The 13,549-nt window shown below is 69.3% G+C and carries 14 protein-coding genes; 13 read left to right on the top strand and 1 reads right to left on the bottom strand.

Going from position 1 to position 13,549, the window contains the following annotated elements; translation table 11 throughout:
* Positions 1-55 precede the first annotated feature (55 nt).
* From iscR to DER72_RS02270, 13 genes are all read left to right on the top strand, one after another.
* The gene (gene iscR / locus DER72_RS02330; protein ID WP_110068405.1) at positions 56-526 is read left to right on the top strand and encodes a Fe-S cluster assembly transcriptional regulator IscR; all 471 of its coding nucleotides are present in this window, start codon (positions 56-58) and stop codon (positions 524-526) included.
* Positions 527-571: 45 nt separating this feature from the next.
* On the top strand, positions 572-1,729 hold the full coding sequence (locus DER72_RS02325; protein WP_110068404.1) for an IscS subfamily cysteine desulfurase: 1,158 nt from the start codon (positions 572-574) through the stop codon (positions 1,727-1,729).
* A gap of 46 nt (positions 1,730-1,775) precedes the next feature.
* Positions 1,776-2,102, top strand: coding sequence for an iron-sulfur cluster assembly accessory protein (locus DER72_RS02320; protein WP_110068403.1), 327 nt, complete (start codon positions 1,776-1,778; stop codon positions 2,100-2,102).
* Positions 2,103-2,301: 199 nt separating this feature from the next.
* A complete protein-coding gene (gene ndk, locus DER72_RS02315; protein WP_110068402.1) occupies positions 2,302-2,727 on the top strand; it encodes a nucleoside-diphosphate kinase in 426 nt (141 codons plus the stop codon).
* Between the two features lie 72 nt (positions 2,728-2,799).
* Positions 2,800-3,927 carry a 23S rRNA (adenine(2503)-C(2))-methyltransferase RlmN gene (gene rlmN / locus DER72_RS02310; RefSeq protein WP_110068401.1) on the top strand — a complete coding sequence of 376 codons (1,128 nt, stop codon included), beginning with the start codon at positions 2,800-2,802 and terminating at the stop codon, positions 3,925-3,927.
* Positions 3,928-4,045: 118 nt separating this feature from the next.
* Positions 4,046-4,798 carry a type IV pilus biogenesis/stability protein PilW gene (pilW, locus tag DER72_RS02305; protein ID WP_110068400.1) on the top strand — a complete coding sequence of 251 codons (753 nt, stop codon included), beginning with the start codon at positions 4,046-4,048 and terminating at the stop codon, positions 4,796-4,798.
* A 30-nt stretch (positions 4,799-4,828) separates the two neighbouring features.
* A complete protein-coding gene (locus DER72_RS02300) occupies positions 4,829-5,794 on the top strand; it encodes a RodZ domain-containing protein (protein WP_110068399.1) in 966 nt (321 codons plus the stop codon).
* An 8-nt stretch (positions 5,795-5,802) separates the two neighbouring features.
* A complete protein-coding gene (gene ispG, locus DER72_RS02295; RefSeq protein WP_110068398.1) occupies positions 5,803-6,915 on the top strand; it encodes a flavodoxin-dependent (E)-4-hydroxy-3-methylbut-2-enyl-diphosphate synthase in 1,113 nt (370 codons plus the stop codon).
* Between the two features lie 44 nt (positions 6,916-6,959).
* Positions 6,960-8,285 (top strand): histidine--tRNA ligase, encoded by a 1,326-nt coding sequence (hisS, locus tag DER72_RS02290; protein ID WP_258306155.1) that lies wholly within the window; start codon positions 6,960-6,962, stop codon positions 8,283-8,285.
* 98 nt (positions 8,286-8,383) lie between these two features.
* Positions 8,384-9,049 carry a tetratricopeptide repeat protein gene (locus tag DER72_RS02285; RefSeq protein ID WP_110068397.1) on the top strand — a complete coding sequence of 222 codons (666 nt, stop codon included), beginning with the start codon at positions 8,384-8,386 and terminating at the stop codon, positions 9,047-9,049.
* On the top strand, positions 9,046-10,197 hold the full coding sequence (gene bamB, locus DER72_RS02280) for an outer membrane protein assembly factor BamB (protein WP_110068396.1): 1,152 nt from the start codon (positions 9,046-9,048) through the stop codon (positions 10,195-10,197). The genes DER72_RS02285 and bamB overlap by 4 nt, the downstream gene beginning before the upstream one ends.
* Complete coding sequence (gene der / locus DER72_RS02275; RefSeq protein WP_110068395.1) at positions 10,194-11,600, top strand: ribosome biogenesis GTPase Der; 1,407 nt, start codon at positions 10,194-10,196, stop codon at positions 11,598-11,600. The genes bamB and der overlap by 4 nt, the downstream gene beginning before the upstream one ends.
* Positions 11,601-11,817: 217 nt before the next feature.
* Positions 11,818-12,447, top strand: coding sequence for a hypothetical protein (locus tag DER72_RS02270; protein ID WP_258306154.1), 630 nt, complete (start codon positions 11,818-11,820; stop codon positions 12,445-12,447).
* A 216-nt stretch (positions 12,448-12,663) separates the two neighbouring features.
* On the opposite strand, the gene DER72_RS02265 is transcribed toward DER72_RS02270, so the two are convergent.
* Positions 12,664-13,530: an ATP-binding protein gene (locus DER72_RS02265; protein WP_110068394.1), complete on the bottom strand. Its 867-nt coding sequence runs from the start codon at positions 13,528-13,530 to the stop codon at positions 12,664-12,666.
* Between the last annotated feature and the right edge of the window lie 19 nt (positions 13,531-13,549).

Raw genomic sequence — 13,549 nt, 5'->3', positions numbered from 1 at the left:
TCCGCAACGGAACGCCCGTTCACCGACCGCCGACCCGTTCGGCGCCGAGGTCGCCATGCGCCTGACCACCAAGGGACGCTACGCCGTTACCGCCATGCTGGACCTGGCCATGCACGCTCAGGCGGGGCCGATCTGCCTGGCCGATATCTCGAAGCGCCAGGAGATCTCGCTCTCCTACCTGGAGCAGCTGTTCGCGCGGCTACGGCGAGCCGAGCTGGTAGCCAGCGTGCGCGGCCCTGGCGGCGGCTACCTGCTGGCCAGGCCACCGGAGACCATCTCGGTGGCCCGGGTGATCGACGCGGTGGACGAATCGGTGGATGCCACCCGCTGCGGCGGGCTCTCCGACTGCCAGCAGGGCGACACTTGCCTGACCCACCACCTGTGGTGCGAGCTCTCCGAGCAGATTCACGGCTTCCTGGACGGCATCACCCTGGGACAACTCGCGGCCCGCCAGGAGGTCCAGCAGATCGCCGACCGCCAGCGCGAGCGCTTGGACGGCGGCGCCGTTTTCGCCTCGGCGCCCTGAAGGCACCCTGAAGGCGCCCCACCAAGCGACACGATACCCGAGTCTATGACCACACCCGTCTATCTCGACTACGCCGCCACCACCCCCGTCGACCCCCGTGTCGCCGAGCTGATGAGCCGCCACCTGACCCTCGAGGGCATCTTCGCCAACCCCGCCTCGCGCAGCCATATGCTGGGCTGGCAGGCGGAGCAGGCGGTGGAGAACGCCCGCCGCCAGGTGGCCGACCTGATCGGTGCCGACCCCCGCGAGATCGTCTGGACCAGCGGCGCCACCGAGGCCGACAACCTGGCGCTGATTGGCTACCTGCGCGCCAACCGCCACCGCGGCCGCCACCTGGTGACCTCCGTCATCGAGCACAAGGCGGTGGTGGATACCGCCCACGCCCTCGAAAGCGAGGGCTTCGAGGTGACCTGGCTCACCCCGGGGCAAGACGGCCGCGTCACGCCCGAGCAGCTGCACGAGGCGATGCGCGAGGACACCGTGCTGGTGTCGCTGATGGCGGTGAACAACGAGCTGGGCGTGATCCACGACCTGGCGGCACTTGCTGAGGTGGCCCACGCCGGCGGCGCGCTCTTCCACGTGGATGCCGCCCAGGCGGTGGGACGTCTGGACCTCAACGTCGAGCGGCTCGGCATCGACCTGATGTCGCTCTCCGGCCACAAGGCCTATGGCCCCAAGGGTATCGGCGCCCTCTACGTCCGACGCGACCCGGATATCCGCCTGGAGGCGCTGATTCACGGCGGCGGCCACGAGCGCGGCATGCGCTCCGGCACCCTGGCCACCCACCAGATTGTCGGCATGGGCGAGGCCTTCGCCCTGGCCGGCGCCGAGGGCGAGGCCGACCAAGCGCGCATCACCGCCCTGCGCGACCGGCTGCTGGCGGGCCTGGCGGATCTCGACGGCATCCACCGCAATACCGCGGTGGAGGTGGCGGTGCCCAACATCCTCAACCTGGCCTTCGAAGGCGTCGATGGCGAATCGCTGCTGATGGCGCTGCGCGACCTGGCCCTCTCCACCGGCTCCGCCTGCAACTCAGCGAGCGTGGAGCCGTCCTATGTCCTGAAGGCCATCGGCCTGCCGCGGTCGCTGGCGCTGGCCTCGCTGCGCTTCAGCTTCGGGCGCTTCACCAGCGAAGCCGATATCGACACGACGCTTTCCGCGCTGCGCCACGCCCTGACCGGGCTGCGCCGCCAGGCGATCTGAGCCATCATCTGCCAAACGGCATTCACCGCTTTCAGGAGAGAGACCCATGGCGCATTTGACCATCACCCCCGCCGCCGCTGACCAGATCCGCCGGGTGCTCGCCGAGCGCGGCGAGGGCCTCGGGCTGCGCGTCTCAGTCAAGCCCAGCGGCTGCTCCGGCTACAGCTACGTGCTCGACTTCGCCGACCAGGCCGCCGCCGACGACGTCTGCTTCGAGGAGCACGGCGTCCGGGTCTTCGTCGCCCCGGAGGCGCTGGAGATGCTCGACGGCAGCGAGGTGGACTACGTCAACGAGGGGCTCAACCGCTTCTTCCGCTTCAACAACCCCAACGTCAAGGACCAGTGCGGCTGCGGCGAGAGCTTTACGGTCTAAACCACAAGGTCGCCGGGTCAGCGCCTCGCAATCGGCGACGATTGTTCAACGCCGCCCCGGGGCGGTATAATCCGCGCCCAATCGGCGTCAGCCGCCGAGCTTCGTCAGATTCACCGCGCCGCCCACGCTCCGATCCGGGAGCCCACGGGCGGCGCGGCGCTATTCCTCCACTCCCTCATCCCCTACTGGAGACATGCCCATGGCTACCCAGCGCACCCTGTCCATCATCAAGCCCGACGCCGTTGCCAAGAACGCCATCGGCGAGATCATCACCCGCTTCGAGAAGGCCGGCCTCCAGGTCGTCGCCGCCAAGATGCTGCACCTGGACGACGACAAGGCCGGCGGCTTCTACGCCGAGCACAAGGAGCGCCCCTTCTTCAAGGATCTGGTCAGCTTCATGACCTCCGGCCCGGTGGTGGTCCAGGTGCTCGAGGGCGAGGACGCCGTCGCCAAGAACCGTGAGCTGATGGGGGCCACCAACCCCAAGGAAGCCGCGCCGGGCACCATCCGCGCCGACTTCGCCGAGACCATCGACGCCAACGCCGTCCACGGCTCCGACTCTCCCGAGTCCGCCGAGCGCGAGATCGCCTATTTCTTCGAGAGCAGCGAAATCTGCCCGCGTTGATCCAGACTTCGGGCGGGGGCCTAGCCCCCGCCTCCCCTGCTGTTCTCTACTCCCCACGACCCGCTGATCGCCATGACCGCTGATACCGCACCCCAGAAGACCAACCTGCTCGGTATGTCTCGCGAGGAGATGGAAGCCTTCTTCCTCTCCATCGGTGAGAAGAAGTTCCGCGCCGCCCAGGTGATGAAGTGGATTCACCACGAGGGCTGTGACGACTTCGCGGCCATGACCAACCTCTCCAAGGCGCTGCGCGCCAAGCTCACCGACGTTGCCGAGATCCGCGGCCCCGGCGTGGTCTACGAGGGCACCTCCAGCGACGGCACCCGCAAGTGGGTGCTGGAGGTCGAGGATGGCAGCTACGTCGAGACGGTGCTGATCCCCGCCGACAACGGCAAGCGCCGCACCCTGTGCGTCTCCTCCCAGGTGGGCTGCTCGCTGGACTGCAGCTTCTGCTCCACCGGCAAGCAGGGCTTCCAGCGCAACCTCACCGCCGCCGAGATCATCGGCCAGGTGTGGGTCGCCCAGCGCAGCGTGGGCCCGCGCAAGGACACCGCCAACCGCCCGGTCACCAACGTGGTGATGATGGGCATGGGCGAACCGCTGCTGAATTACGATAACGTCGTGCCGGCCATGAAGCTGATGCTCGACGACAACGGCTACGGCCTCTCCAAGCGCCGCGTCACCCTCTCCACCTCCGGGGTGGTGCCGATGCTCGACAGGCTCGGCGACGAGCTCGACGTGAGCCTGGCCATCTCGCTGCACGCCGCCAACGACGAGCTGCGCAGCGAGCTGGTGCCGCTCAACCGCAAGTACAACATTCGTGCCCTGCTGGACGCCTGCCACCGCTACCTGGCCAAGTGCGACGACACCCGCATGGTCACCGTCGAATACACGGTGATCAAGGACGTCAACGACCAGCAGCAGCATGCCCAGGAGCTTGCCGAACTGCTGCGCGAGCTGCCCTGCAAGATCAACCTGATCCCCTTCAACCCCTTCCCCCACTCCGGCTACGAGAAGCCCTCGCGCAACCAGGTCGTGCGCTTCCAGCAGTGGCTCTACGAACTGGGCTACACCGCACCGATCCGCACTACCCGCGGCGACGACATCGACGCCGCCTGCGGCCAGCTGGTGGGACGGGTCAAGGATCGTACCAAGCGCCACGAGCGCTATATCCAGTCGATCCAGATCGACGCCGACTGAGCGGGCAGGCCGCCTTGACTTCAACTGGTCACAACGCTTTGATGGTCAGGCTTTTGATCGCCCCCGCCTGCCCGCGGCCAGCCGCCGGAGGCCTCGTGTCGACCCTGGGGAGAACACCATGACGCGCCGCACTCGCCTGCCAGGAACCTCACGGCTACCCACCCTGGCCCTGCTGCTGGGCACCCTGTGGCTTGCCGGCTGTGCCACCCAGACCCAGGGGCTGGCCGGCAGCGAGCGTGATACCAGTCCCGCCGATGCCCACACCCAGCTGGGCGTGGCCTATCTGGAGCGCGACAACCTGCAGCGCGCCATGGGCGCCCTCGACCGCGCCCTGGCCATCGCCCCCAACGACCCGGAGGCGCTGCAGGCCATGGCCATGGTCTACCAGCGCCAGGGCGAGCGTCAGCTGGCCGATGAGACCTTCCGGCGTGCGCTCTCGGCGAATCGCGACTTCACCCGGGGGCACAACAACTACGCCGCCTTCCTCTATGACCAGGGCCGCATCCGCGAGGCCTGCGAACAGCTCGAGCTGGCCTCGAACGACGCCCAGTACCCGGCCCGGGCTCAGCTCTTCGCCAACCTGGGGCAGTGCCAGCGCGAGCTGGGCGACCTCGAGGCGGCCCGACAGAGCCTCGAGCGCGCCCAGGGCATCGACCCGCGCAATCCGCGCAGCTATTTCACCCGGGCCGAGCTCGAGTATGCCGCCGGCAACCACGAGCTCGCCCAGCAGCAGATCGACACCCTGATTCGCCTGGCAGGCCCGAACCCCGAGGCGCTGCGCCTGGCGCGTCAGATCGCCGAGGCCCGCGGCGACCGGGCCTCGGCGGCCTTCTATTCCGAACAACTGGACGGCCGCTCCGGCACGCCCTGACCCAAGACTCTAGACGAAGGATGCTCAGCCATGAGCGACACCCAGACACCGGACTCCGCGGATACCGCCCTCTCGGCCTCGCCGGGCGAACAGCTCAGGCAGGAGCGTGAGTCCCAGGGCCTCACGGTCACCGAGGTGGCCGGTGCGCTCAACCTGCGCCCGGCGGTGATTCGCGGGCTGGAAGAGGACAGCTACGAGGAGGTGCCGATCCCCACCTATCGGCGGGGCTATCTGCGTGCCTACGCCCATCTGCTGGGTATCGACGAGACGCCGGTGCTCTCGGCCTATCGCACCCGCTTCGGTAGCGAGGAGGCCGAGCGCCGCATCGCCCCGGTTCAGGTGACGCGCCCTCCCTCCCGCATCGGTGCCTGGCTGTTCCGGCTGGTCACCCTGCTGGTGATCGCCGGCCTGCTCGGCCTGACCCTGATGTGGTGGCAAAGCCGCGGCGGCAATGAGCCCCCCGGCATCGGCGACAGCAGCCCGGTGGCCGTGGACGGCCTGGACGGCACCACCACCACCATCGCCGAGCCCGAGCCCCCCGCGGTGACCGAGGCCCCGGCCACCGAGAGCCTCCCGCCGCTGCCCGAAGAGGGTGAGGGCCTGGGCCTGGTGGAAGACCCCGACGCCATCGCCGAGGCCCCTGCCGAGGTCGACGCCGACAGCGCCCTGGCGCTGGCCGATGCCGAGCCCGAGATGGTCGACGAGGCCGCCATCGATGAGGCCCCCGTGGAGGAGGAAGCCAGCGCCGCCGACCCGCGCCAGCTGGAGCTGACCTTCAACGAGCAGTCCTGGACCGAGATCTTCGATGCCAACAACCAGCGCATCTTCGTCGGCCTGCAGGAACCCGGCACCACGGCGAGCGTCGAAGGCGAACCGCCCTTCCGCCTGACCGTGGGCAACGCCACCGGCGTCGAGCTGATCTGGGCAGGCGAAGCCGTGGACCTCACGGCCCGCGCCGGCGCCAACAACGTCGCTCGTTTCACCCTGGGAGATTGACCGTCACCATGCACGCCCCATCCCCCATCGTTCGTCGCAAGTCACGCCAGATCCACGTCGGTAATGTGCCGGTCGGGGGTGATGCCCCCATCTCCGTGCAGAGCATGACCAACACCAACACCCTGGACGTGGCCGCCACCGTGGCGCAGATCCGCCGCCTCGAGGAGGCAGGCGCCGACATCGTGCGCGTCTCGGTGCCCGACATGGATGCCGCCGAGGCCTTCGGCAAGATCAAGCGTGAGGTGGCGGTGCCCCTCGTGGCCGACATCCACTTCGACTACAAGATCGCCCTGCGCGTGGCCGAGCTCGGCGTCGACTGCCTGCGCATCAACCCCGGCAATATCGGCAAGGAAGAGCGCGTGCGCGCCGTGGTCAGCGCCGCCCGGGACAACGGCATCCCGATCCGCATCGGCGTCAACGCCGGTTCGCTCGAGAAGGATCTGCAGAAGAAGTACGGCGAGCCCACCCCGGATGCGCTGGTCGAGTCCGCCATGCGCCATATCGACCACCTCGACCGCCTCGACTTTCAGGAGTACAAGGTCAGCGTCAAGGCCTCCGATGTGTTCATGGCGGTGGCCGCCTACCGCAAGCTGGCCGGCCTGATCGAGCAGCCGCTGCACCTAGGCATCACCGAGGCGGGCGGGCTGCGCTCGGGCACCGTCAAGTCCTCCATCGGCCTCGGCCTTTTGCTGATGGACGGCATCGGCGACACCATCCGGGTGTCGCTGGCCGCCGACCCGGTGGAGGAGATCAAGGTCGGCTTCGACATGCTCAAGAGCCTGCGCCTGCGCGCCAAGGGCATCAATTTCATCGCCTGCCCCAGCTGCTCGCGCCAGAACTTCGACGTCATCGGCACCATGAATGCCCTGGAGGAACGCCTCGAGGACATCAGGACACCGCTGGACGTCTCGGTGATCGGCTGCGTGGTCAACGGCCCCGGTGAGGCCAAGGAGAGCGATATCGGCCTCACCGGCGGTTCGCCGGCCAATCTCGTCTACATCGACGGCAAGCCGGCCTCGAAGCTGCGCAACGACCATCTGGTCGACGACCTCGAGCGGCTGATCCGCGACAAGGTGCGCGAGAAGGAGCAGGCCGAGCAGGACATGATCGCCCGCGGCTGATCCGCATCGCACCATCGCCACGGCGACCCATCAAGGAGCAAGCGTTGAGCAAGTCCCCAGTCAGCAATAAAGAGCCGAGCAAGAAGAAGATCCAGGCCATCCGCGGCATGAACGACCTGCTGCCGGAGCAGTCGCCGCTGTGGCAGTACTTCGAGGGCAAGGTGCGGGCACTGCTGGCCCGCTACGGCTACGCCGAGATCCGCACCCCCATCGTCGAGCAGACCGCCCTGTTCGCGCGCTCCATCGGCGAGGTCACCGACATCGTCGAGAAGGAGATGTACACCTTCGAGGATCGCAACGGCGACAGCCTGACCCTGCGTCCCGAGGGCACGGCGAGCTGCGTGCGTGCCGCCATGGAGCACGGCCTGCTGCACAACCAGACCCAGCGTCTCTGGTACCAGGGCCCGATGTTCCGCCACGAGCGCCCCCAGAAGGGCCGCTACCGGCAGTTCCATCAGGTGGGCGTGGAGGCCTTCGGCCTGGATGGTCCGGACATCGACGCAGAGGTGATCCTGCTCTCGGCACGGCTGTGGCGTGAGCTCGGCCTCATGGAACACGTCACTCTGGAGCTCAACTCCCTGGGCTCCTCGGAGGCGCGCGCCGCCTACCGCGACACCCTGGTGGCCTACTTCGAACGGCACCATGAGCAGCTCGACGAGGATTCCCGTCGGCGCCTCTCCAGCAACCCGCTGCGTATCCTGGATTCCAAGAACCCGGAGATGGCCGAGATGCTGGCCGGCGCGCCCAAGCTGATCGACCACCTGGATGACGATTCCCGCACCCACTTCGAGGCGCTCTGCGCCATGCTCGACGCCGCGGGCATCGCCTACGTGATCAACCCGCGGCTGGTGCGTGGTCTGGACTACTATGGCCGCACCGTCTTCGAGTGGACCACCACGGCGCTCGGCAGCCAGGGCACGGTGTGCGCCGGCGGCCGCTACGACGGCCTGGTGGAGCAGCTCGGCGGCAAACCGACCCCGGCGGTGGGCTTCGCCATGGGCATCGAGCGCCTGGTGCTGCTGCTCGAGACCCTGGAACTGGTGCCCGAGGCCGCCCGCGGCGAACTGGACCTCTACCTGCTGCCCATGGATGACACCGCCACCGCTGCCGCCCTGCTGCTGGGCGAGCGGCTGCGTGGCGAGCTGCCCGGCCTGCGCGCCCAGCTGCACTGCGGTGGCGGCAGCTTCAAGAGCCGCATCAAGAAGGCCGACAAGAGCGGCGCGCGGCTGGCGCTGCTGCTGGGCGAGGACGAGCTGGCCCATGGCACGGCGACCCTGAAGTTCCTGCGCGAGGAGCGCGAGCAGCAGAGCCTGGCCCAGGCGGCCCTGGCCGAGACCCTCACCGGGCTGCTGGGTACCCGGGACACCTGACCACCCGGGCGTCGGCCGCCGGCCGACGCCCCCTGGAGCCCGTTCCACTCGAGTCCGCTCGACTGGAATCGGCTCCATCAAGTACAAGGAGGCCGCCCGTGGCGGAGCTGAGAACCGAAGAAGAGCAGGTCGAGGCGCTCAAGCGCTGGTGGAAGGAGAACGGCATCTCGCTGATCGCCGGGGTGGCCATCGCCGCCGCCGGTGTCTTCGGCTGGAACGCCTGGCAGAACTATCAGGAGAATCAGGCCAGCGCCGCCTCGGCCCGCTACCAGCACCTGATCAACCTGACCGCCGGCTCCCAGCTCGACGACGCCAGCATCGCCGAGGCCCGGGAGCTGGTGGTCGAGATCACCGACAATCACGGCAAGACCCTCTACGCCGACCTGGCCCGGCTGATCGACGCCCGCCTGGCCGTGGCCCAGGAGAGCCCGGCCGAGGCCCGCGCCGCCCTGGAGGCGGTGATCGACGCCAGCGGCCGCGACTACGTCAAGGGCCTGGCGCGGCTGCGCCTGGCCCGCCTGCAGGTCGCCGACGGCGACGCCGAGGCGGCCCTGTCCACCCTGGAGGCCGGGGTGCCCGAGGCGCTGGCCGCCCAGCGCGCCGAGGTGCGCGGTGACGCCTATCACGCCCTGGGCCGCGAAAGCGACGCCGGCGCGGCATGGCGCGAGGCGCTGGACCTGGCCGAGGCGCGCGACCAGCCGCTCTACGGCGTGCAGCTCAAGCTCGACAACCTAGGCATTGACCACCAGGGGCTGGACTCATGAAACCGACCTTCCTGATCGCCGCCGTGGCCGGCCTGCTCGTGCTCACCGGCTGCGCTCGCAACCAGGTGGAGCCGCAGTATCCCCCCAAGGAGCTGGCAAGCTTCGAGGAGCGCGCCGAACTCGCCAGCGTCTGGAGCGAGCGGGTCGGCCGCGGGCTGGGGCGCGCCACCTACCCGATCGCCCCCTCCCGGGATGGCGACGCCCTGTTCGCCGCCGATGAGCGCGGCCGCTTGGCCGCCTTCGATGCCGACGACGGCGACCGCCGCTGGCAGGTGGAGCTCGAGGTCCCGGTCTCCAGCGCCCTGACCGCCGTGGCCGGCGATATCTACCTCGGCACCCGCAACGGCGAGGTGCTGGCCCTGAGCCAGCGCGACGGCAGCGTGCGCTGGCGCGCCCGGGTGCCCAGCGAGATCCTGGCCGCCCCGCAGCCCAACCAGCAGCTGCTGGTGGTGCAGAGCGTCGACGGCAGCGTCACCGCCCTGGATCGCGCCAGCGGCGAGGAGCGCTGGCGCTACAGCGCCAGTCGCCCGTCGCTGACCCTGCGCGGCACCGGCACCCCCACGGTGATCGACCCGGTGACCTTCGCCGGCTTCGCCAACGGCCGCCTGGTGACCCTGGACAACCGCAGCGGCCAGCCGCTGTGGGAGCGTCGCATCGCCGTGGCCCAGGGCCGCAGCGACATCGACCGCCTGGTGGACCTGGCCGGCCAGCCGGTGCTGACCCCGGACGGCCGCCTGTTCGTCTCCAGCTTCAACGGCCGCCTGGTCGCCCTGGAGGCCACCCGCGGCGAGCCGCTGTGGGCCATCGACTACTCCAGCTACCACACCCCGATCCTGGTCGGCGACTTCCTCTTCGCCGTCAACGAGGCGGGCCATATCCACGCCCTGGACGCCAACGACGGCCGCGAGATCTGGCGCAATACCGCCCTGGAAGGCCGCAGCATCACCGCCCCGGCCTTCGCCGACGGCAACCTGGTGTTCGGAGACTTCGAGGGCTATCTGCACCTGATCGACGCCCGCAGCGGTGACATCGTCGGCCGTGAACGAGTCGACCGCTCCGGCATCAGCGTGCGGCCCATCACCGAGGGCCGCCGCATCCACGTGCTGGCCAACGACGGCACCCTCAAGGCCCTGGACATTCGCCAATGACACCCGTGATCGCCCTGGTCGGCCGCCCCAACGTGGGCAAGTCGACCCTGTTCAACCGCCTGACCCGTTCCCGGGACGCCCTGGTGGCCGACTTCCCGGGGCTGACCCGGGACCGCAAGTACGGTAACGGCGTGCTCGGCGGCAAGACCTATACGGTGATCGATACCGGCGGCATCAGCGGCGACGAGGAAGGCATCGACGCCGCCATGGCCGAGCAGTCCCTCGTCGCCATCGACGAGGCGGACATCGTGCTCTTCCTGGTGGACGCCCGGGCCGGCCTCAACGTGGCCGACCAGGCCATCGCCAACCACCTGCGGGTCAACCAGAAGAAGACCTGGCTGGTCGTCAACAAGACGGACGGCCTCGACGAGCCGAGCGCCGTGGCCGAGTTCTGGGAGCTGGGGCTCGGCGAGCCGCGCCCCATCGCCGCCGCCCACGGCCGCAACGTCACCGCCCTGATCGACGAGGTGCTCTCCCCCTTCCCCGAGCGGGACGAGAGCATCCCGGTGGATACCGGCACCAAGGGCATCCGGATCGGCGTGATCGGCCGCCCCAACGTGGGCAAGTCGACCCTGGTCAACCGCCTGCTCGGCGAGGAGCGGGTGGTGGTCTATGACGAGGCGGGCACCACCCGCGACGCCATCGAGATCCCCTTCGAACGCCGCGGCAAGCCCTACGTGCTGATCGATACCGCCGGCGTCCGGCGGCGCAAGAACGTCCACGAGATCGCCGAGAAGTTCTCGATCATCAAGACCCTGGATGCGATCAAGGAGTGCCATGTCGCCATCATGGTGCTGGATGGCCGCAGCGGCCTGGTGGAGCAGGACCTGCACCTGCTCGACTACGTGCTGACCAGCGGTCGCGCCCTGGTGCTGGTGGTCAACAAGTGGGACGGCCTGGAGCACGAGGCCAAGGAGAAGATGCGCGCCGAGATCAAGCGCCGCCTGGGCTTCGCCGACTACGCCGACCTGCACTACATCTCGGCGCTGCACGGCACCGGCGTGGGCGACCTCTACCCCTCCATCGAGCGCGCCTTCGCCTCGGCCAACGCCCACTGGTCCACCAACCGCCTGACCACCATCCTCCAGGACGCGGTGGAATCCCACCAGCCGCCCATGGTGCATGGCCGGCGGATCAAGCTGCGCATGGCCCACCAGGGCGGCGCCAATCCGCCGATCATCGTGGTCCACGGCAACCAGACCGACTCGCTGCCCGAGGCCTACCGCCGCTACCTGACCAACACCTTCCGCAAGGTGCTCAAGGTGCGCGGCACGCCGATGCGCTTCGAGTTCCGCTCCGGCAAGAACCCCTTCGACCCCATGGCCGATGCCAGCGACCGCGAGAAGGCCAAGAAGCGCGAACTGGGCCGCACCAAGGAGGCGCGCAACAGCCGCCGCCGCTGAGCCCAGTCCACGTCAACGGCGTCCACTCCAACAGAGCCCGACCCGCCCCTGACACGACAGAAGGGGCGAGCCGGGCGCTGTCGCTTTTCGGTCACTTCCCGCAATCTTCTTGACAGGGAGGGCTGCCGGCTCTCTAATGCGCCGATTTTGCAGCGCAGCATAGTGCTTCCCCGACCCCGCCACCCCTACCGACGCTTTCCGACAGGAGGCACCCTCGATGATGCCCCGTCTCGTTTTCGCCCGTTTCCGGCGCTGGCGGCTGCTTGCCCCGCTGTGCCTCTCCGCCCTGCTCGCCGGCTGCCTGGCGCTGCCCCAGACCGGGCTCTTCGCCTTCCGCCTGGCGGTGACCTCGCTGGGGGTGGAGGAGGTGCGCGTCGGCCCCTACGCCGTGGATGCCCGCCTCGATACCAGCGATATCATGTCCCTGGCGCTCTCGAGCCTGGGCGCCGGCAGCCTGCCGGTGCAGGCGACCCTGGCCATGGGCCTTGGGCTGCCGGTGGGCATGCCGCCGGTGGAGATGTCGGGCTTCCGCTGGCGCCTGGACATGCCGGGCGTGGACCCGGTCAGCGGCAACTACGAGCAGGTCGTGACCCTGACCTCGGGTGACGACGCCAACCTGCGCCTGCCGGTGGCCTTCGACCTGCTGGCCGGCGGCCGCGAGGGGCTGGGCCCCATGGTGGAGCTGGCCAGCCAGCTGGCCCGCCAGGGCGAGCTGCCCGCCGGCAGCGAGCTTGCCATCACCCCGGGCGACCTGCGCGGCCTGGGCATGACCCTGCCCGCCGGCCTGCTCACCCCCACCATCCGCCTGGGCGTGGGCGAGGATGGCTCGCTGATTCCGCGGGGGTAATGACTGGGTGCTTCGCAGTTTGGGGAGGCTTGAGGTTACTGGTGGGAGATCGGCTCCGCCGAGCGAATGGCGCCGCAGGCGCCCTCGGCAGCGTTGCTTGCGTTAGCGTATGCCGCCCAGGAGCCCTTCGGTCTCCCTTCGCCGGGCGGAGCCCAGCTCCTACAGTGTGTCCTCAGCCTCAACCGAGATTCACGCTAGTCTGCCAAGAGCCATACCCTACTTCCCGTGCAGGCGCCGGCGGCCCACCCACTGGGTGGCGAACTGCCAGGCGCCGCGGCCGCTGCGCCCGCCGCGCAGGGTGGCGAAGCGGATCGCCTCGGCGCGGGCCTCGGCGTTCCAGTCCTCGTGGCTGCCCAGCTGGGTGACCCAGTGGCAGCAGGCCTCCAGGTAGACGTCCTGGTTGAAGGGGTGGAAGCCCAGCCACAGACCGAAGCGATCGGAGAGCGAGATCTTCTCCTCCACGGCGTCGCCATGGTGGAGCTCGTCGCCCACCAGCCGCGAGCCCTCGTTGTCGCTCATCGACTCCGGCAGCAGGTGGCGGCGGTTGGAGGTGGCATAGAGCAGCACGTTGGGCGGTGGGCCGGTCAAGGCGCCATCCAGCACGCTCTTCAGCGCCTTGTAGGCGTCGTCGTGCCCCTCGAAGGAGAGGTCGTCGCAGTAGACCACGAAGCGGTGGGGCTGGTGGCGCAGCTGCTCCACCAGCATCGGCAGCCCGGCGAGATCGTGGCGATCCACCTGCACCAGCCGCAGCCCGTCCGCGGCCAGGGAGTTGAGCAGCGCGCGGATCAGCGATGACTTGCCGCTGCCCCGGGAGCCCCACAGCAGGGCATGGTTGGCCGGCAGCCCTCGCAGGAAGGCGCGGGTGTTGTCCACGAGCGCCAGCTTCTGGCGCTCGATGCCCAGCAGGTCATCCAGGGAGAGGGCATCCCGGGGCGGCACCGGCAGCAGCCGGCCTCCCAGCACGTGGCGCTGCCACAGCGCGGCCACATCGCGGCTCCAGTCCACCTCCTGGGGCGGTGGCGGCAGCCAGTGCTCCACATGATCCAGCAGATTCAGCAGGCGACGCGTCAGCTCGGCATCCATGGTGGCTCCTTCTCCGTGT

The organism is Halomonas sp. A11-A, assembly GCF_003182195.1.
GTDB classification, from domain to species: Bacteria; Pseudomonadota; Gammaproteobacteria; order Pseudomonadales; family Halomonadaceae; genus Halomonas; species Halomonas alkalicola.
This window is presented reverse-complemented; position numbering and strand designations above follow the sequence as displayed.

Excerpts from the sequence above, each read along its gene's own strand:
- ispG (WP_110068398.1), top strand. The coding sequence starts at position 5,803 with ATGCACGCCCCATCCCCCATCGTTCGTCGCAAGTCACGCCAGATCCAC.
- DER72_RS02300 (WP_110068399.1), top strand. The coding sequence starts at position 4,829 with ATGAGCGACACCCAGACACCGGACTCCGCGGATACCGCCCTCTCGGCC.
- iscR (WP_110068405.1), top strand. The coding sequence starts at position 56 with ATGCGCCTGACCACCAAGGGACGCTACGCCGTTACCGCCATGCTGGAC.
- DER72_RS02270 (WP_258306154.1), top strand. The coding sequence starts at position 11,818 with ATGATGCCCCGTCTCGTTTTCGCCCGTTTCCGGCGCTGGCGGCTGCTT.
- DER72_RS02325 (WP_110068404.1), top strand. The coding sequence starts at position 572 with ATGACCACACCCGTCTATCTCGACTACGCCGCCACCACCCCCGTCGAC.
- der (WP_110068395.1), top strand. The coding sequence starts at position 10,194 with ATGACACCCGTGATCGCCCTGGTCGGCCGCCCCAACGTGGGCAAGTCG.
- bamB (WP_110068396.1), top strand. The coding sequence starts at position 9,046 with ATGAAACCGACCTTCCTGATCGCCGCCGTGGCCGGCCTGCTCGTGCTC.
- DER72_RS02265 (WP_110068394.1), bottom strand. The coding sequence starts at position 13,530 with ATGGATGCCGAGCTGACGCGTCGCCTGCTGAATCTGCTGGATCATGTG.
- DER72_RS02320 (WP_110068403.1), top strand. The coding sequence starts at position 1,776 with ATGGCGCATTTGACCATCACCCCCGCCGCCGCTGACCAGATCCGCCGG.
- rlmN (WP_110068401.1), top strand. The coding sequence starts at position 2,800 with ATGACCGCTGATACCGCACCCCAGAAGACCAACCTGCTCGGTATGTCT.
- pilW (WP_110068400.1), top strand. The coding sequence starts at position 4,046 with ATGACGCGCCGCACTCGCCTGCCAGGAACCTCACGGCTACCCACCCTG.
- ndk (WP_110068402.1), top strand. The coding sequence starts at position 2,302 with ATGGCTACCCAGCGCACCCTGTCCATCATCAAGCCCGACGCCGTTGCC.